At 70.4% G+C, this 18,543-nt stretch carries 18 protein-coding genes and 1 pseudogene; 7 read left to right on the forward strand and 12 right to left on the reverse strand.

Annotated elements, in window-relative coordinates; translation table 11 throughout:
* Positions 1-456, reverse strand: coding sequence for an ABA4-like family protein (locus GA0070607_RS25880; protein ID WP_089020508.1), 456 nt, complete (start codon positions 454-456; stop codon positions 1-3).
* Positions 453-1,382, reverse strand: a complete 930-nt coding sequence (locus GA0070607_RS25885; RefSeq protein ID WP_089020509.1) for a hypothetical protein — start codon at positions 1,380-1,382, stop codon at positions 453-455. The genes GA0070607_RS25880 and GA0070607_RS25885 overlap by 4 nt, the downstream gene beginning before the upstream one ends.
* 168 nt (positions 1,383-1,550) lie before the next feature.
* Between GA0070607_RS25885 and GA0070607_RS25890 the strand changes: the two genes are divergently transcribed.
* From GA0070607_RS25890 to GA0070607_RS25905, 4 genes are all read left to right on the forward strand, one after another.
* A complete protein-coding gene (locus GA0070607_RS25890) occupies positions 1,551-2,300 on the forward strand; it encodes a VOC family protein (protein WP_089022107.1) in 750 nt (249 codons plus the stop codon).
* Positions 2,301-2,463: 163 nt separating this feature from the next.
* Positions 2,464-3,168, forward strand: coding sequence for a hypothetical protein (locus tag GA0070607_RS25895; RefSeq protein WP_157743266.1), 705 nt, complete (start codon positions 2,464-2,466; stop codon positions 3,166-3,168).
* 331 nt (positions 3,169-3,499) lie between these two features.
* Positions 3,500-4,672, forward strand: a complete 1,173-nt coding sequence (locus tag GA0070607_RS25900) for a lactonase family protein (RefSeq protein WP_089020511.1) — start codon at positions 3,500-3,502, stop codon at positions 4,670-4,672.
* Between the two features lie 103 nt (positions 4,673-4,775).
* Positions 4,776-5,198, forward strand: a complete 423-nt coding sequence (locus GA0070607_RS25905) for an ASCH domain-containing protein (protein ID WP_089020512.1) — start codon at positions 4,776-4,778, stop codon at positions 5,196-5,198.
* Positions 5,199-5,431: 233 nt separating this feature from the next.
* On the opposite strand, the gene GA0070607_RS25910 is transcribed toward GA0070607_RS25905, so the two are convergent.
* The 3 genes from GA0070607_RS25910 to GA0070607_RS25920 all read right to left on the reverse strand — a co-directional run bounded on the left by GA0070607_RS25910 (position 5,432) and on the right by GA0070607_RS25920 (position 9,370).
* Complete coding sequence (locus tag GA0070607_RS25910) at positions 5,432-6,961, reverse strand: TROVE domain-containing protein (protein WP_089020513.1); 1,530 nt, start codon at positions 6,959-6,961, stop codon at positions 5,432-5,434.
* 706 nt (positions 6,962-7,667) lie between these two features.
* Positions 7,668-8,243, reverse strand: a complete 576-nt coding sequence (locus GA0070607_RS25915) for an HD domain-containing protein (RefSeq protein WP_089020514.1) — start codon at positions 8,241-8,243, stop codon at positions 7,668-7,670.
* 41 nt (positions 8,244-8,284) lie between these two features.
* Positions 8,285-9,370 (reverse strand): helix-turn-helix domain-containing protein, encoded by a 1,086-nt coding sequence (locus GA0070607_RS25920; protein ID WP_089020515.1) that lies wholly within the window; start codon positions 9,368-9,370, stop codon positions 8,285-8,287.
* 479 nt (positions 9,371-9,849) lie between these two features.
* Between GA0070607_RS25920 and GA0070607_RS33620 the strand changes: the two are divergent.
* From GA0070607_RS33620 to GA0070607_RS25940, 3 genes and pseudogenes are all read left to right on the forward strand, one after another.
* Positions 9,850-10,066 (forward strand): annotated as a pseudogene (locus GA0070607_RS33620) (hypothetical protein); the annotation flags it as partial.
* Entirely contained in the window at positions 10,066-10,239 is a 174-nt protein-coding gene (locus GA0070607_RS32850) for a hypothetical protein (protein ID WP_172899108.1), read from the forward strand. The pseudogene GA0070607_RS33620 and the gene GA0070607_RS32850, both read left to right, overlap by 1 nt.
* Before the next feature lie 132 nt (positions 10,240-10,371).
* Positions 10,372-11,328: a LysR family transcriptional regulator gene (locus GA0070607_RS25940; RefSeq protein WP_089020518.1), complete on the forward strand. Its 957-nt coding sequence runs from the start codon at positions 10,372-10,374 to the stop codon at positions 11,326-11,328.
* Here GA0070607_RS25940 and GA0070607_RS25945 read toward each other — a convergent pair.
* The 7 genes from GA0070607_RS25945 to GA0070607_RS25975 are packed head-to-tail and all read right to left on the reverse strand — an operon-like array spanning position 11,289 to position 18,541.
* Positions 11,289-12,491, reverse strand: coding sequence for a vWA domain-containing protein (locus GA0070607_RS25945; protein ID WP_089020519.1), 1,203 nt, complete (start codon positions 12,489-12,491; stop codon positions 11,289-11,291). The genes GA0070607_RS25940 and GA0070607_RS25945 overlap by 40 nt on opposite strands.
* Positions 12,488-13,288, reverse strand: coding sequence for an SRPBCC family protein (locus tag GA0070607_RS25950; RefSeq protein WP_089020520.1), 801 nt, complete (start codon positions 13,286-13,288; stop codon positions 12,488-12,490). The genes GA0070607_RS25945 and GA0070607_RS25950 overlap by 4 nt, the downstream gene beginning before the upstream one ends.
* Positions 13,285-14,154: an AAA family ATPase gene (locus GA0070607_RS25955; RefSeq protein ID WP_089020521.1), complete on the reverse strand. Its 870-nt coding sequence runs from the start codon at positions 14,152-14,154 to the stop codon at positions 13,285-13,287. Before GA0070607_RS25955 ends, GA0070607_RS25950 begins: the two co-directional genes overlap by 4 nt.
* Entirely contained in the window at positions 14,151-14,726 is a 576-nt protein-coding gene (locus GA0070607_RS25960) for a nucleotidyltransferase family protein (protein WP_089020522.1), read from the reverse strand. The genes GA0070607_RS25955 and GA0070607_RS25960 overlap by 4 nt, the downstream gene beginning before the upstream one ends.
* Positions 14,727-14,729: 3 nt before the next feature.
* Positions 14,730-15,596 carry an XdhC family protein gene (locus GA0070607_RS25965; RefSeq protein WP_089020523.1) on the reverse strand — a complete coding sequence of 289 codons (867 nt, stop codon included), beginning with the start codon at positions 15,594-15,596 and terminating at the stop codon, positions 14,730-14,732.
* Positions 15,597-15,605: 9 nt separating this feature from the next.
* Positions 15,606-17,996: an aerobic carbon-monoxide dehydrogenase large subunit gene (locus GA0070607_RS25970; RefSeq protein WP_089020524.1), complete on the reverse strand. Its 2,391-nt coding sequence runs from the start codon at positions 17,994-17,996 to the stop codon at positions 15,606-15,608.
* The gene (locus tag GA0070607_RS25975) at positions 17,993-18,541 is read right to left on the reverse strand and encodes a (2Fe-2S)-binding protein (protein WP_089020525.1); all 549 of its coding nucleotides are present in this window, start codon (positions 18,539-18,541) and stop codon (positions 17,993-17,995) included. Before GA0070607_RS25975 ends, GA0070607_RS25970 begins: the two co-directional genes overlap by 4 nt.
* Positions 18,542-18,543: the final 2 nt, after the last annotated feature.

Below are 18,543 nucleotides of genomic sequence, written 5' to 3' on the forward strand. Positions count from 1 at the left end.
TCAGCCTAGGCGGTGCGGCTCGGGGGCACGAACGACCGTCGGCCGCCGCCACCGGGCTCGAACCGCGAGATAGGCGGCCAGGCCGAGCGGTCCGAGCAGGATGGTCAGCACCAGCACCGGAGCCATGACCAGCGCCGGCACCCGCCGTTCCCGGCTGTCCAGCCACGCCCAGCGGCCGACGAACAGATCGAACGCGATCATGTGTGCCCAGCCCGCCGCCGCGCCGTCGGAGGTGCCGAGCAGGTCGCGTACGCCGTCCAGGGTCGGTGACGCCACGGCCGGCAGCACGTCGCCGAACGCCGGGATCACCAGCAGCGCGTAGATCACCACGACCGGCAGCACGATCAGCGGCGAGGAGATGATCCGGACGGTCCACGACCAGCGCGGCAGCAGGATCATCAGCGCCCAGAACGGCGCGGCCACCGCGAACGTCAGGGTGAACAGTGTGGCGGTCATGCGGCCAGCGCCAGTTCCGGGCTGCGCCGGCGAGCCAGCACCAGGCCGGTGGCGGTCGCGGTCGCGACCGTCAGGGCCGCGACGGCGGCCAGCGTGAGCGCGTCCGGGCGCAGCAGCGGCTGTCCGCGCAGGGCCTGCCAGGTCAACAACACCGTGAGTACGCCGTACGCCGCGCCCGCCACGACCACCAGCCGTGCCCGGGTGTGCTCGTCCAGCCGCGTCCCGAGGAACCGGCTCAGCAGGATCGCCAGGATCGGCAGGGCCTGCAGGGCGTGCAGCCCCACGAAGTGCCCGATCCGCAGGTCCCCACCGGTGGTGCTCCAGCCGAGCAGCGGCAGCCCCGGCCCGCCGTCGAGTACGCCGACAGCGTGCGCCCCGGAGATCCCGTCGATCCCCGGCTCCTGCATCGGCAGCACCATCGGCACCGCCGCGAGCATGCCCAGCAGCGACAGGCCGAGCCCCCACCCGACCGCGCGGGCAGCGGCCCGATCGGTGAGCCGCCGGATCAGCACCACGATCCCGATGACGAAGTGCGCGGCGAACAGCACCATGATCGCCGCACCCATCGCGGTGAACAGGGCGGCGTTCAGTGGGCTGGTCCCGTTGTAGTGGCTGGTCGTACCGCGGAGCACCTGCCCGACGATCACCACCATCTCGATCACCGCCATCGCGACGATGACCGTGCCCGCCCACTCCGCGATCCGGCTGCGGCGCGGCAGCAGGGAGAGCATCCAGGCGAGCGTCGTGCCGTACACCACGAAGGACACGGCGAACTTGAACGGCTTGAGCCAGATCGGCGACCCGGTGAGGACGCGAGAGTCGACGAGGATGCCGACAGCGGAGATGACGGTGAGCACCGCCATCGCGTAGACGAAAACCATCAGGGGGCGGTGCCAGTGTGCCGCCCGGCGCAGCGCGATAGTCATGTCTGTAGATGCTCCCGATCGTGTCCGCTGATTGCGTCCGACCGTGAGCCCCGGTTGCGGCCGTCGGTCGGAGCGGCGCCTCCTCCCTGGGTAGGAGACGCAACGAGGTCGTGGCCCTTCGTCGGCGCTGGCAGAATGGCCGGCCTGTCGACCGGACCGGGAGCGGCGATGACGACGAACGAGGACCGTGTCCAGCCGAACGAGACCACCGTGCCGTTGCTGCACTGCGTGTCACCCGAGGAGACCCTGGCGTTCTGGCGTGCACTGGGGTTCGAGGTGACCTACGAGCAGACGAAGCCGTACGTCTACCTGGCTTTCCGGTGGAGCGGGTTCGATCTGCACTACGGCCGCGCGCCGCGCGGGCTGGACCCGTCGGCGGAGAACACCGGCGGCTGCCTGGTGATGGTCGACGCGGTCGCTCCGTACCACGCGTCGTTCACCGAGGCGATGCGCCGCACCTACGGCAAGGTGCTCGCCAAGGGACTGCCCCGGATGACCCGCTACCGGCCCGGCGCGTCGCGGTTCAGCATCGTCGACCCGTCCGGCAACACCATCATCTTCATCCAACGCGACGAGCCGGCGGAGCTGGAGTACGGCGGCTCGACGACGTTGCGGGGGTTGGCCCGGGTGCTCGACAACGCGCGGATCCTGCGCGAGTTCAAGTCCGACGACCGGGCGGCGTACCGGGCGCTCGACTCGGGGCTGCGTCGGCACGGCGACAGCGCCTCAGCTGTCGAACAGGCGCTGGCACTCGCCGGGCTGATCGAGCTGTCGGTAGCGCTGGAGAAGTCCGAACGCGTGGCCGACTGGGGGAGCCGCCTCCGAGCGCTGACGCTGAACGCCCAGGAGCGCGCGCAGGTCGAGAGGGCCGTCGCCGACCCCGCAGTGCTCGGGCCGTGGTTGCCCGACCCGAGCTGAGGTCACGCCGCGTGGTGACCTCCTGGTGCTGCCTGCCGGGGTGACAATCGTTTCGGTCGGCTCGTCGCAGGGCATGACTGGCAGAGCCGAAGAGGTGATGATGAGCCGCCACACGCCGCCACCGACCGTCCGAGCAGGAAAGATGCTCGCGCTGGTCCTGCCGATGCTCGGCGCCGTCGCGCTCACCGCTGCCTGCACCGTTGGCGAGGACCGGCCCGGTGCGGCTTCGTCGAGCGTGCCACCGACGACCGCATCGGCACCGACGAACCAGGCCGACCAACCATCATCGAGCGCGCGCCCCCGGGTGACGATCCCGACGTCGGCCTTCGTCGAACTGCCACCCGAACTGCGCAAGTCCCCCCGCCGGGCGACGCCCGTCGCGGACGCCCTGCCGACGATGTGCGGCAACGAGTTCGGCACCGGAGGCCGACAGGTCACCGCGAGCGCCTCGATGACCGTCACCTACAAGACGCCCGGCGAACCAGACAGCAGCGTGCCGCAAGGCATGATCCACCAAACGATCTTCACCTTCGATGGCGACGGCGCTTCGGACTACATGCGACGGCTCCGCGGATCCGTGCAGGCCTGCCCCTCCTACAAGGAGGCCGGCAACCCCGTCGACGTTGAGGGGCGAGCTGTGCCCGCTGTGGGGGACGAGGCGCTGCTGGTGACCAGGACGTGGGCCGAGACGAGCTTGAACGGCGAACGCACCGGCAGCACGGCGTCCAGCCAGATCGCCGTGGCACGCGTCGACCGCACAGTGACAGTGCTCAACGATCAGGGATGGGAAGGCACCAGCGGCAACCCCGCCATCCTGGACCGGGTCGTGCGCGACAGCGTCCGGACCATCGACGCCTGGCAGCGGTAGCCCGCGACAAGAGTCGGCAGGGCACGCGCCCGGCGCGAGGTGCGCGACTACACCATCGCCACCGGAACCAGTCGGACAACGTCGACCCCGTCGAGCTTCAAAACGTCGGAGAACGCCAGTACCGGCGTGACCCGACGCATGGACCAGATCGTAGGGGAGTCGATCTCGGGCGTGCGTATGCCACTGCCCTCGGCCAGCGTCCCGCGAATCGATAGAACGGAACAAAATTACTGCATTCGGGTAAAGCGCGTCATCTCGGCTACACGGTCCGTTAGCTTCTTAACGAGAGGAAAACTCTTATTCATCCCATCGTGCGCGTAAGGAGCCATCGATGAAGCGCAGCGTAGCCGTTGCGGCAGCTCTCCTGGCGGGTCTGACCAGCGTGGGAACGACACCGGGGGTTGCCTTCGCCGACGGCGGCCCCGGGTCGCAGCATGACGACCGCGGGGGGCGTGGTTACCACCAGGACGAAGAGGGTGCGGTCTTCGTCCAGACCAACAAGGCGGAGGGCAACACGATCAAGGTGTACGACCGTGACGAGGACGGCCGTCTCACCAAGGCGGGTGAGTACGAGACCGGCGGGCTGGGCGGGTTCACCATCGGCGCGCCGCTCGACGCGCTGGCCTCGCAGGGCTCCTTGATCTACCATAAAGGGCTGCTCTTCGCCGTGAATGCGGGCAGCAACACGGTGACGGTGTTCGGTGTCGAGGGCACCAAGCTGCACAAGCTTCAGGTCATCTGGTCCGGAGGTCTGCTGCCGGTCAGCATCGCGGCCCGTGGCGACCTCGTCTACGTCCTGAACGCCGGTGGCGAGGGGTCGGTGCAGGGCTTCGAGCTGCACAAGGGGCGCCTCTCGCGGATCGAGGACGCCAACCGGTCGCTCGGACTGCACAACGGCAACCCGCCCGCGTTCGGCACCGCCCCGGCGCAGGTGAAGATCGACCCGGACAGTGAGTTCGTGCTGGTGTCGACCAAGGCCGCCAACGTGATGTTCAGCTACGAGATCGGCCGCCACGGCGAGCTGGCCCGTAACCCGGTCATCAGCGACGCGGGGAACACCCCGTTCGGCTTCACCTTCGACACCGACGACACGCTGCTGGTCGCCGAATCGGGCGCGAACGCTGTCAGCCGGTTCGAACTCGAGGAGGACGGCCAACTCGACCAGATCGGGCCGTCGGTGCCCAACGGCCAGCAGGCAACGTGCTGGATCCAGCGCGTCGGCGACTACTTCTACGCCGCCAACGCCGGCAGTTCCACAATCAGCGCCTACCGCGTCAATGACCACGGCAAGCTCGAACTCGTCAAGGCGGTCGCCGCCGACACCGGCGGCGGATCGATCGACATGACCACCAGCGACGGCTTCCTGTACGTCCAGAACGCCACCGCCGGTAACGTGCAGGGCTACGAGGTGAACAAGGACGGCTCCCTGACCCTCGTCACCACGGTCGAGGGCCTGCCGAAGTTCGCCGACAGCATCGGCATGGAAGGCATCGCCGCTTCCTGACTGCGCCACACGCTGGTCCCGGTCCCCGCTGACCGGGACCAGCGCGTGTTCGCGCCCGGCCTGACCTGTCCTCCCGGCTCGTCATACCGCGTACCCTCCACGCATGGACCTCGTCGATGATCTGCCGCGCGCCGAGTTCGCGTTCCCCGGACCGCTGCGGGACCAGCTGGTGGCCGCGATCCTGTCCGGCGCGAAGACCTCGACGTCCGCCCTGCTGGTCGGATACGAGGTCGCGAACGAGCCGCTGCCCCAGGTAGGGCAGCGATCCGCCGTCGTGGACTCCGAGGACCGACGGGTCGCGGTGATCGAGCTGACCGAGGTACGGGTGCTCCGGCTCGCTGACGTCGACCTGCAACACGCCCTGGCCGAGGGCGAGGGAGACGAGTCGGTGGCGCAGTGGCGAGCGGGGCACGAGACGTTCTGGCACAGCGCGGACGTGCGCGCGGAGTTGGGTGATCCCGGCTTCACGGTGAACGACGACACCCTGGTGGTGACCGAGCGCTTCCGGCTGGTGCACATCGTCTGAGCGTCAAACGTCCGCCGGGGCAGTGCCGGTGGTCAACGACGCCTACTCTCGCAGCCGTGGGAGCGATCAAGCCGTGGCACCTGTTCATCCTGACCCTCTGCTGTCTCCTGCCGACGGCGGCGGCAATCGCTGCTGGAATCTGGGCGGTGCGTCGAGGCCGCACCCGCCGCTGAACGGTCGATGAGACGGGCGGCCGACCCCGCTGCGAGGCCGGTTCAGCCTCGCAGCGGGGGTCAGAAGGGCCACTCGTGGCGGGCCCCGGCCTCGATCAGCGGGATCATCGCGAACGCGGCGTCGGACAGACCACCGAAGGTGTGCCGATTGCCGGCGGTCGGCGTGTGGCCGACCCGGTAGCCGGCAAGATTCCAGGTGTACACCGGCACCTCTGCGGGCACCGCGGCCGTGACGTCCACGGCACAGTGCCAGTGGGCCTGCTCATCGGTGAGGATGACCACCCGGTCGTGCCGGTCGTAGTGCCCGCGTACCGCCTTCTCCGTGTCGGTTCCCATGCCGTAGAAATAGCCACCGTCCTTGAACCGGCGCACCGCCGCCAGGACCGACTCGCCCGCCACCCCGGGGAACACCCGGCTGGCATTGGAGAAGGACACCACCGTGGCCGACTGCGCCCGAGCGGCCAGCGCGAGGCCGAACACCGTGGCGCCGTCCCAGCAGCGCAGAGTGCCGTCCTTACTGAACGGGCTCTGCATCGAGCCGGACGTGTCGATCAGGATCAGGGTCCGTCCGGCCAGGCTGGGCACGTTCGCCAGGGCGTGCTGCAACGCCCTCTCCAGCGGATAAGCCCACCGCAGGCTCGGCGCCGCGTTGTACGCCGACAGGAAGCGCATCGGCAGTACCCGTGAGGTGGCGACCTCGCCCGGGTCGGAGAGCTTGGCCGCCACGGTCTCCGCGACGGCGTCGCTGACTCCGGCCTGGTCGAAGTTGCGCAGATTTCGCAGCAGCGCCAGGTAGCCCATGGTCGGGATGACGGACTCCCACGCCGGGGCGTCCATCGCGGTCTGCCGCCAGCCGGCCAGGGCCTCCCACGTCATGCCTGCCGCACCCAGCACCGCGGGATCGGTGACCTCCCTGCGCTCCTCGACCGGCAACGCCATGAGCGCGTCCCGCGCCGCCAGCATCCGGAGCGATGCCGGCAGCGGGTTGTCCCGCCGATGCCGCCGATCCAGCGCATGCCGGAACAGGTCACCCTGCCGCTCGTCCTTCGCGGTCGGGTGGGACAGATCGATGACATCACCGAAGCGCACCGTGCTCCCGACGGAGTCGTACTTGAGCAGACTCCGCTCCGTGTACAGGCGGACCGCCGCGTCGGCGATGCCCCGCTTCACCGGCTTGGGCAGCGCCCGGCCATGGCGAGCCAGCCAGTACGCCAGAGCCTCGCCCGGCTCGTCCGCACGCTGCAGCGCCGCGTCCACGATCGCCCGCGAACCCGGAATCGCCACGGCGACCTGGGCGCGAGCGCCCTCCAGTGCCGCGACCACGGACGCCGAGCGCATCATCGCGCCGGACCGGAGCCACGGCACGAAACGGGAGAACCAGTCGGGGTCGGCGACGGCCACGGCGGCGACCAGGTCGCGGAAGCGAGCGTCCCGGTCCGTGGCGCCCTCGTAGAAGGTGTCCTCGCCGACCATGTTGGACACGCCGAGCAGGAACAGCTCGGTGCGCGGCTCACGGGTGAAGCCCGGCCCGCCCTCGGCGGTCATCGCCTGGTGCCGGCTCTTGCGCAGCTTGAGGTTGAACTTGGCCATGACGTCCCCCACGTCAGTCGGCCGGGAAGGCGCGACCACACCGCACACCCGAGATCAGAATCGGCCACGGACTAGTCCGCCGTTCTGTCCGTTGAACCATCCGCCCGAAGGCGTCGAGGGACTCGAACCCCCATCTGCGGAACCCTGAAGTAACCGTTGCCTGCGCACCGGGTGTGCGGCGTGGTCGCGGCTCCCCGAGATCGAGGTCGGCGACGGGTGGTCTTCCACCGGGGCGTAAGCCCCTCCAGATGTACCCGTCGCCTGCCGCACCGGGAAGTGCGGTCACGACCGTAGCGGTGGCGGCACCGGCCGGGCAATGGAGTTTGCGATCTCGAAAGCGAGAGGGATGTGGTCACGCCGCACGCCCGAGATCAAAAGTGGACACGGTGTTCGCGGGTTCGAACCGCGAGGCCCTTGCAGGGCCGTCACCATAGAAGTAACCGTGTCCGTCGCACCGGGCGTGCGGCGTGGGCGCCTCCCGAGATCGAAGCGGCGACGGCGACCGGCCCTTGCGGGCCAAGGCGACCTGGGCCACTGGTCGACGCCACCCGAAGTGGCGGTGGGATTCGAACCCACGTCTCCCCTTTGGAAGAGGAAGTAGCCGTTGCCTGCGCATCGGGAGGTGCCCCACGACGGTAGGCGCGGACCTCGCGACCGACAAGCCGATTAGGTTGTAGCCGCGGCTAGGACTGACCGTCACCTGCCACTACATCGGTGGAGGGGAGAGCCAGGCGAGTGGTTGTCCTGCTAGGGCGGCGTCGGCGAGGCGGTGGGCGGACGCGGTCTTGAGAGCCGCGCGTGAGCTGTCGATCCAGCGTTGGACGTTGTCGATGCCTTGGTGGCGGTACTCGACGGCCTGGACGAGGCACTCCAGCTTGTCGGCGTCGCGGGCGACGATCGCTTCCAGCGTCTGCCCGGCCTCGTACTCGGTGACGGCGGCGGTGATGGCCTCGGCAACGGCTGGTGGGCAGGCCGCGACCTGGTCGGCGGTGACGGCGGTGTTCGGTACGGCGGTGAGGTAGCGCTTGGCGATGTGGGGGATGTCGGTGATCCTGGTTTCCTGGGTGTCGTGCAGGACGCACATCATCGACACTCGGGCGGGATCAGCGCCTTCCATAGCGGCGAGCATCATGCCGATGAGTGCCGTGCGGAAGGAGTGTTCGGCGATGGACTCGGGGTGCTTGATGCCGGCGAACCACCATCCGGTGCGTGCGGCGCGTTTGAGGACGCCCGCTTCGAAGATGAAGCTCATCGCGCCTACGGCGTCGTGGTCGTCAGTCATCTGCCCGTCCCTGTGCCGGTGAGTCCGTCGGTGCGCAGGCTTTAGACGATAGACGTCAGTTCCTTCCGGGACTGCTCTGAGACCGAGTCACCGTCGAGAAGAATGGCGCTGCGGTCGGCGAGTGCGTTTCCGATGGTTGGGTCGTCGAGGGCGAGGCCGCGTCGTGCGGTGAGTAGGGCCCACGTGTTGTGGATGTTGAGGTCCACGAAGGGATGCCCTCCGTCGAGGCGTTCGACCAGGTGTCGGAGGAGTCGCGAGCCGCGCCAGTCGGAGAGGGCGGCGGGCATGAAGGAGTCGTCGCGCTGGCGGTATGGGATTTCGCCGACCCAGTAGGCCGAGTAGTTGAGCGCGGCCCGCTCGCAGGCGTCGTCCGGGTGGGCGCGGGCGATGAAGTCTCGGAGCGGTTCCGGGTCGCCCTGGTTGGCGAGGGAGGTGGCTACGGAGCGAGCATCGGGCCACAGTGGCGACCAGGTGTGGAAGACGGCTGCGCGTTGGGTGCTTCTGACACTGTTCTGTGCGAGCCATTGGGCGGGTGCTCCGGTGGGGTCCATGCCGGCAAGGAAGCAGGCTTGCCGGTGCAGAAGAACCTCCGGGTTCCGTCGACCAGCGGCGCGGTCTGCGAGCACGTGGAGTTGTGTGAAGAAGGCGGCGCGCTCGTCGGCGAGTAGCAGCGGGCCGGAGGCGACGGGTCCGCGGCGGGGGCCATAGACCGCGAGGCTTCTCAGGAACGTGGGTGGTTGTCCGAGGACGGCCCAGAGGATCAGGTCAGTCAGACGGTGGGTGAGCACCGACCAGCCCAACGGCTGCTCGGTGACATCGGTCCGTTCGACCTTTGCGTCGAGTGTCGCAGCGAGGATGACGTCCGCCTCTGCGGCGTCGTCGAGAGCGGCCAGCAAACGGGCATTCGCGCCGAGCATCGCCAGCTTCTGTCGGGTAGCGATCGCTTGGCCGAATGCGACAGCGGTGAAGGGTCGGCGTCCCGATTCCCAACTCTGGACCGTGGCCCGGTCCATGCCCAACTCGATCGCGAGTTGCTCCTGAGTCAGCGGGATGGACTCACGGAGCAGTTTCAGCAGGTACCCGGTTACGCCACCTCGTTGACGCCGCGAGCGCCCCTGACTTGCCATCCGACACCCCTACGTTGACCGGTGGTCGACGTTCTGCCTCCGACCGGCCGTCGGGAGCAGGGTCTGGCCTGGTCACTCGTACTGGTGGTGAGTTCAACGGCCGCCGTCGCGATCGTAGCGTCGTAGTTACCGAACGTTCCATAACCGGTCCCGTCCGAGGGAGTCGGCCAGGTCGTGCTGCCCGCCGAAGGAGACAGCAATGGGGCGCATCTCACCGCCGTGGCGGCGAGTCTCCTACGACCAGTACCTGATCGCAGCCGCGACGACCCTGGCACGGCGGCACCGGCCTGTTTGGTCGTGGCGCAAGTGGCGGTGGGTCTGCCGGTGCGGCGGAGACCTTCCGTGCCGGATTCGGCACTGCATCCCGATTAAACGGGGGCACTGGCCGGGGGAGGAGGAGCAGTGAACGACGACCAGCAGCGAACATCACCAGCGTGCAACTGCGCGGGCTCGACGGGATGTGTACGGGGAGGCTCGCGGTGACCAGGCACGGCCCGGTATTGCCGATCTGGAGCTGTGGCGGGTGCGACGGGCCGTGGCCGTGCCGGATCCGGAAACGGGAGCTGAGTGCGGAGTTCGAGGAGGCGCCGGTGTCGCTTGCCCTCTACATGGGGTGCTCAACTGGTCCGCGCGTCGGAGGACCTGACCTGGGTACCGGCCGGCGCGCTGCACCGGCGGTTTCTCGGATGGGTGCGGTGAGTATCCTGCGGGCAGGCGACGAGAAGTTCCACTACAGCGACGGGTCGCACAAGTGGATACCGCCGGATCCGACCTACGACCAGGCGGTCTGGGACGAGCAGGTCCGCCAGCACAAGCACGCCCACCTGAGAAACGAGCGTCCGGGCGTGCGTATCCAGCGCCTTGTCTGATGCATCTACGGCACGGGCGTGGCTGCGGCCTGGTGAACTGGCGCTGGTGGCGAGATGCTTCGGCGGGGGATGATCGGGGTTCGTCTCGACGGAGAGCCGAACCACGGGATGGGGCGGGGAGGTGGGGCGGCCATGACCCCGACGCAGCTGCGCGCGTACGTCGCCGTGGTTCGGCTGGGATCCGTCAAGCAGGCCGCCGCTGAGCTTGAGGTGTCCGAGTCGGCCGTGTCACTCCACGTCGCGCAGTTGCGCAAGGAGTTCGGGGACAAGCTGTTCAGCAAGACGGCAGCGGGGCTCGCGTTCACTCCGGGCGGGCTCCGGCTGGCCAGTCGCGCGGCGGAGCTGTTGGGTCTGCAGGATCGGACGATGCTGGAGGTGAGCGCCGCGAAACGCGGCCGGCGGTTGCTGCGGGTGGCCGCGTCCAGCCTGTTCGCCGAGTTCGCCGCGCCGGGGCTGATCGAGCTGTTCGCGAAGCGGGCCGCCGACCTCGATGTCGAGCTGAGCGTGCGCAACCCGGGCTCGTTCGAGTCGCTGCTGCTGACCCGGGCCGCGGACATCGCGGTCGGGCCGCAGCCTCCGGTCGTCGACGGGGCGATCGCGTGCCGGCCGATGATGAACTACCGGCTCGTGGTCGTGGTCGGCCCGGATCACCCGCTGGCCGGTGTGTCGGCGTCCCCGGGGCAGCTGCGGGAGCAGACCTGGCTGCTCGGCCCGTCGGCGGCCACCGACCTGGGCGCGGTACCCGCGATGCTGCGCCGGCTCGCCGTGCCCGACGACCGGCAGCAGATCTTCCAGAGCCACGCGGCTGCGCTGGGGGAGGCCAAGCGGGGCAGGGGCGTCTCACCGGCGCTGTCGTTCACCGTCGCACCCGACGTGCGCGAAGGCCAGCTCCAGCACGTGGTGGGGCCGCACGCCACCGTCGAGGCGGTGTGGCACTCCCAGGTGCTCGCCAGTCCCGGCCCCTTGTCGGCGGCCGCCGAGTTGTCGCGGTTCTCGTCGACGCCTCGGGCGATTCAGGCGATGATGCGCGGCGCGGGCGTCAGCATCGGTCACTTCAAGCCGTCGGTGCACGTGACGCTCTGGAGCTGACGGGCGGCGAGCAGCAGGTCCCCGAACGTGCCGGCCGGCAGCAGCCGGTCGCAGTAGGGGAGCGCGGCGGCCATGCCGCCGGCCCGGGGAGCGAAGCCGGGGGCGCCGGCGCGCGGATTCAACCAGACGATCCGGTACGCGCGGCGACGCAGTCGGGCCATCACGGCGGCGAGTTCGTCGGGCGGGTCGCTGTCCCAGCCATCCGAACCGATCACCAGCACGGCTCCGCGCACGGCGTCCGCGTGCCGGGAGCTGAGCAGAGTGCGCAGGTTCGTGGCGATCCGGGTGCCGCCGTACCGGTCGGTCACGGCCGCGCTGGCCTGCGCGACCGCCTCGGCGGCCGAGGTGTGTCGCAGCACAACCGTGAGCCGGGTCAGCGTCGTCGCGAACGCGAACGCCTCGGCCTCGGCGACGACCGCGAATGCCCGCATCAGGTGCAGGTACGCGGTGGCCTGCGCCCGCATCGACTCACTGACGTCGCAGAGCAGCACGACCCGACGTGGTCGCCGTACCGGCCGCTCGTGGACGACCTCGACGGGTTCCCAACCGGTGCCGCGGGCCCGGGTGATCGTGGGCCGCAGCGCGATCCGCCGTCCGGTCGGACTGACGGCGTGCCGCCTGGCGCGACGGGTCGGCCAGCCGGCGACGGCCGCGCGTAGGGCGTCGCCGAGCAGCGTGAGCTGTGCGGCGTCGAGCTCGTCGAACGGCCTGTCGGCGAGCCCGGCGAGGGCGCTGGGGCGCCGCTCGGGCAGCCGCAGCGCGGTGTCGGACTCCGGCGCCTGGGCGACGGCCGGCGGCAGCGTCGCCCACGGCAGTCCGCCGCCCGGACCCTCGTCGGCCGTGCCGGTGGGCACCGGCACGTGTACGTCGTCGCGGTCGCCCGCCGGGGTCGCGGATCGGTTCGGCGGTGGCAGCGGTGGCGCGTCCGCGAAGACGGCTGCGAAGACACGGTCGAAAGCGCTGAGGTCGGCGTGCCGCCGGACCAGGCTGATCCGGGCGGTCCAGTAGAGCGTGGACATCGAGTCGGGTGGGCTGGCGTCGAGCGCCCGGACGAAGTCGTCGATGTCGGTGAGCCCGGCGGGAACGCCGGCGTGCCGCAGCCGGCCGGCGAACGCCACCGCGAACGCGGCCCGGTCGATTCCGCGCAGCAGGGCCGCACTCACCGGCGCGCGATCAGCCAGGCGATCACCACGCCGGCCGCGACGAGGCCGACGATCACCGGTACGAGTCGCTTGGTGATCGAGCCACCGGCGATGCTGAGCAGGTCGAGCGCTTCCGGCTCGGCGGCCGACGTCGCAGGCGGGGCGGCGGCCGACGGGTCCACCGGCGACGGCTCCACCGGCGACGGCTCCACCGGCGACGGCTCGACGGCGGCGGTGACCGGCGTGCTCGCGACCGCCGGGGCGGACGCGGCCGAAAGGGGGCCGGGTTCGGGCTGCGACGCGGGGGTGACGGGGTCGGACGCTCGCCGGGGGGCCGGCACGGTCGCAGGGCCGTCGGCGGCCGTCGGCGCCTGCTCGGCCGCCAGCTTGGCCTCGAGGTTGGAGACGAACTGGGTCAGCAGCCTGCCCGACACCTCCTTGATCATGCCGCTGCCGAACTGGGCCAGCTTCCCCGAGATCTTCAGGTCGGTGTCCACGCTGACCAGTGTCCGGTCGCCGTCCGGCCGGAGGTGGGCGGTGACCAGCGCCGAGGCGTTCCCCGTCGACCGCGCGTCGCGGCCCTTCGCGTCGATCACCCCGTGGTACGCCGCGTCGTCCTTCTCGACGAACCGCGCCGTACCCGCGAACTCCGAGATGACCGGCCCGACCTTGACCCGCACCCTGCCGCGGTAGACGTCACCGTCGACGCCTGTCAGTTGGGCGCCCGGCAGGCACGGCGCGATCCCTTCGAGGTCGGTGAGCACGGCCCAGGCCCGCTCGATCGGAACGGCGACCGCGAACTCATTGGTGATCTTCATACCTGACTCTCCTGGTGGGTGCCGAGCGCGGCGGCGACGACGGCGCGGTCGTCGGCGGTCTTGGCGATGGCGCCGATGGTCCGGGAAACCTCGGCGGTGGCCAGGTCGGCGGCGCCCAGCACGGACAGCGCGGACACCCAGTCGATGGTCTCCGCCATCCCCGGCGCCTTCTCCAACTCCAGGCCCCGCACGCTTCCGATGAACTGCACAGCCGTACGGATCAGCGGTTCGGTCGCGCCCGGTACGGCCCGGCGGACGATCTCCACGGCCCGGTCCGGTTCGGGGAAGTCGATCCAGTGGTACAGGCAGCGTCGACGCAGCGCGTCGTGCAGTTCCCGGCTGCGGTTGGAGGTGAGCACCACGACGGGCGGCGTACGAGCGGTGAACGTACCTAGTTCGGGGATCGTCACCCCGGCCTCGCCGAGGAACTCGAACAACAGCGCCTCGAACTCGTCGTCGGCGCGGTCGATCTCGTCGATCAGCAGGACCGGCGGGACCGGTCCCTGATGGCGTACGGCCCGCAGGATCGGCCGTTCCTGGAGGAACTCGGCGCTGAACAGGTCCGCGTCGGTGAGCCGGGCGTGCTGCGTCTCGGCGAGTCGGATCGCCAGCAGTTGCCGCTGGTAGTTCCACTCGTACAGCGCCTCGCCGGCGGTCAGCCCCTCGTAGCACTGCAGCCGGATCAGCGGTGTCTCCAGCGCCCGGGCCAGCGCCTTCGCGGCGGCGGTCTTGCCGACACCGGGTTCGCCCTCCAGCAGCAGCGGCCGGCCGAGCCGCAACGCCAGGAACAGGGCCATCGCCATGCCGTCGTCGACCAGGTAGTCGACGGCGTCGAGGCGGTGCCGGACGGTCAGCGCGTCCTTCACGGCTCTCCCGCCAGCAGCCGCTCGTAGTCCGCGCGGGTGTCCACGTCGATCGGCACCGGCCCGTCGACGGGCACCTCGGTCACCTGGTGGCGGCCCGAGTGCAGCAGCCTCCACACGGCCCGGTCGCCGTGCAGGTCGGACAGCTCGGGAAGGACCTCGCGGCCGAAGCGGAACGGATGCCCCAACCCGTCGGCGTAGCGGCACACCGCCAGCGGGGTGGACGCCGCGGCGACCCGACGGACGTCGGCGGCGCGTACCCCGGGCTGGTCGCCGAGCAGGAGCACGAGCGCGTCGGCGCGCGGGTCCACCGACCGGGCGGCCGTGCCGACCGACGACCCGCAGCCGCTGCTGAACGCCGAGTTCTCGACGACCTGGCACCCGGTGAGGTCCACCCGGTCGCGGATCTCGCTCGCCGCGCCGCCGAGGGTCACGAGCAGTTGGTCGAAGCCGCACGAGCGGGCCAGGTCAAGGGTCGCGTCGAGCAGCGTCCGCCCCCGGTACGGGAGCAACTGCTTCGCCTCGCCGAGACGGACCGACGCCCCCGCGGCGAGCACCAGGCCGGTCGTGAACACGGGCTACGCCGCCGTGAAACGCGCGAGGCAGCCGGCGCAGCAGAACCAGAGGTCCTGCCCGTCGACCCGCGCGTACGGCGTTTCCGGCCCGACCAGCACGGTCATCCCGCACACCGGGTCGACGGCCTGCTGTGGCCTCGCCGCCGACGCGCCCGACGACGGGCTCAGCCCCTCCGCCCGGATCGCCCGGACGACCTCGGACATGATGGACAGCGCGATCTCCGGCGGCGTACGCGCGCCGATGTCCAGCCCGGCCGGCGAGTGGACGCGGGCCCGCTCGGCGTCGGTCAACCCCAGCTCGCCGAGCACGACCTCGCCGCGTGTGTGACTGGCGACCAGCGCGACGAACCCCACGCCGGCGTCCAGCGCGGCCCGGATGGCGTCCTGCTCGCCCCTGCCGAGCCCGGCCACCACGACGGCGGTGCAGCCGGCGTGGTCGTCGGACGTGACGACGTCGAAGTCCAGGAACGCTGCCAACGTCGCCACCGCGGCGGCGATCGGCGTGTCACCGACCACCCGCAGGGTTGGCGCCGGCAGCATCGGCCGAAGGAAGATCTCGACCGCGCCACCGGAGTGGCACGGGTTCACCACCACCCGCGCCCCCGGCGCCTCGGGGAACGGGGCCGCACCGTCCGGCAGCACCCGCAGCAGCAGCGCGTCACCGTCGCGCAGGGCGTCGAGCGCGGCGGCCCGCACCGAACTCTCGGCGCACACCCCGCCCACGAAGCCTTCGATCGAGCCGTCCGCTCGGATCACCGCCGCGTCGCCCGGCCGGGCCGACGTCGGCTCCTGGGCGCGGACCACTGTGGCGTGCACGAACGGCTCGCGCGAGGTGGTCAGCTCCCGGGCGCGGTCCGCGATAGTGGTCATCTCGGCCCCTCAGACCGGCGGCCGGGCCTGGCCGCGCATCGCGTCCCAGACCCGCGACGGCGTCAGCGGCATGTCGGCGTGCCGTACGCCGAAGGGCTTGAGGGCGTCCACGACCGCGTTGACGATCGCCGGGGGCGAACCGACAGTCGCCGACTCGCCGACGCCCTTCGCACCGATCGGGTGGTGCGGCGACGGGGTGACGGTGAATCCGGTCTCCCAGTCGGGCACCTCCAGTGACGTCGGGATCAGGTAGTCCATCAGCGACGCGCCGAGGCAGTTGCCGTCCTCGTCGAACGCGATCATCTCCATCAGCGCCATGCCGACCCCGTCGGTCAGCCCGCCGTGCACCTGCCCCTCGATGATCATCGGGTTGATCCGGGTGCCGCAGTCGTCGACAGCGATGAACCGCCGCACCTTCACCTGCGCGGTGCCGGGATCGATGTCCACCACGCAGATGTACGCGCCGTGCGGGTACGTCAGGTTCGACGGGTTGTAGCAGATCTGCGCCTCGAGTCCGCCCTCGATGCCCTCGGGCAGGTCACCCGCGCCGTGCGCGCGCATGGCGATGTCCTGGATCGTGACGGACGTGCCCGGGTCGCCCTTGACGTGGAACGCGCCCTTCTCCCACTCCAGGTCCGCCACCGAGACCTCGAGCATGCCCGAGGCGATGATCCGGGCCTTGTCGCGGACCTTGCGCGCCACCAGGGCAGCCGCCGCGCCGGACACGGGTGTCGAGCGGCTGCCGTACGTGCCCAGGCCGAACGGGGTGTTGTCGGTGTCGCCGTGCAGCACCTCGATGTCGGACGGCGGGATCCCGATCTCCTCGGCGACGATCTGCGCGAACGTGGTCTCGTGCCCCTGGCCCTGCGACTGCACGCTCAGGCGTACCACGGCCTTGCCGGTCGGGTGGACGCGCAGCTCGCAGCCGTCGGCCATGCCCAGCCCGAGAATGTCCATGTTCTTGCGGGGGCCGGCGCCGACCGCCTCGGTGAAGAACGCGATGCCGATGCCCATCAGCTCGCCCCGGGCGCGCTTCTCCTCCTGCTCACGGCGCAACTCGGCGTAACCGGCCATGTCCATCGCCAGCCGCATCGTCGGCTCGTAGTTGCCCGAGTCGTACACCCAGCCGGTCTTCGTCGTGTACGGAAACTGCTCCGGCTGGATGAAGTTCTTCAGCCGCAGCTCGGCCGGGTCCATACCCAACTCGTCGGCGAGGCAGTCGACGATCCGCTCGACCAGGTAGACCGCCTCGGTGATCCGGAACGAGCAGGCGTACGCGACGCCGCCGGGCGCCTTGTTGGTGTAGACCGCCGTCATCCGGCAGTAGGCGGCCTCGATGTCGTAGCTGCCGGTGAAGACCCCGAAGAAGCCGGCCGGGTACTTCACCGGAGCGGCGGTGCCGTTGAACGCGCCGTGGTCGGCCAGCACGTTCGTACGGATGCCGAGGATCCGGCCGTCCCGGGTCGCCGCGATCTCACCGCGCATGATGTAGTCGCGGGCGAAGCCGGTGCTGATCAGGTTCTCCGACCGGTCCTCCATCCACTTCACCGGTTTGCCCGTGACGATCGAGGCCACGATCGCGCAGACGTACCCGGGATAGATCGGCACCTTGTTGCCGAACCCGCCGCCGATGTCCGGCGAGATCACCTGGATCTTGTGCTCCGGGATGCCCGCCACGATGGCGTACAGCGTGCGGTGCGCGTGCGGCGCCTGGGTGGTGGACCAGAGTCGCAACTTGCCGTCGACCGCGTCGAAGTCGGCGACCGCCCCACACGTCTCCATCGGCGCCGGATGCACCCGTGGGTAGACGAGATCCTGGCTGACGACGACGTCCGCGCGGGCGAACACCGCCTCGGTGGCCGCCTCGTCGCCGGTCTCCCAGTCGAAACAGTGGTTGTTCGCCTTACCCTCGAGGTCGTCGCGGATCAGCGGGGCGTCCGGCTCCAACGCCCGGCGGGCGTCGATCACCGGGTCGAGGACGTCGTACTCGACGTCGATCAACTCCAACGCGTCGCGCGCCGCGTACCGGTCGTCGGCGACGACGAACGCGACCTCCTGGCCCTGGAAGCGCACCTTGTCGGTGGCGAGCACGGCCTGCACGTCGTTGGAGAGCGTCGGCATCCAGGCCAGGCCCTGCTGCGCCAGCATCGCCCCGGTCACCACCGCCCTGACCCCGGGTGACGCCTCGGCGGCGCTCGTGTCGATGCTGACGATCCGGGCGTGCGCCACCGGAGCACGGAGGATGGCCAGGTGCAGCATGCCGGGCAGTTGAACGTCGTCGACGTACCGGCCGCGACCGCGGAGGAACCGGGGGTCCTCCTTGCGCAGCATCCGGCCGTACCCGACGGGTTTCTGGTCGTTGTCGTGGAAGGTGTCCACGCGCTCGTGCACGGTGGTCATGCGGCGGCCCCCGCAGTCTGGCCGGCGTCGGCGATCTCGCCAGCCTCGCTCGATTCGGTGGTCTCGGCGACCTGGGCGGCGGCCTCCGCCTCGGCCACCGCGGCCCAGCGGACCGAGCGGACGATGGTGGCGTAACCGGTACACCGGCAGATCTGACCCGAGATCGCCTCGCGGATCTCCGACTCACTCGGATCGGGGTTGCGGTCGAGCAGCGCTCGGGAAGTCATCAGCATCCCGGGCGTGCAGAAGCCGCACTGCAGGCCGTGGCACTGCATGAAGCCCTCTTGGATCGGGTCCAGCTCGGCGCCCTTGGCGAGGCCCTCGACGGTACGCACCTGGTGGCCGCCGGCCATCGCGGCGAGCACAGTGCACGACTTCACCGGCTCGCCGTCCAACCAGACGACGCAGGTGCCGCAGTTGCTGGTGTCGCAGCCCCAGTGCGTGCCGGTCAGGCCCAGCACGTCCCGCAGGAAGTGCACCAGCAGCAGCCGGGCCTCGATCTCCCGGGTGACCTCGACGTCGTTGACGGTCATGGTGACCTGCATGC

The organism is Micromonospora coriariae (assembly GCF_900091455.1).
Taxonomy (GTDB): Bacteria; Actinomycetota; Actinomycetes; order Mycobacteriales; family Micromonosporaceae; genus Micromonospora; species Micromonospora coriariae.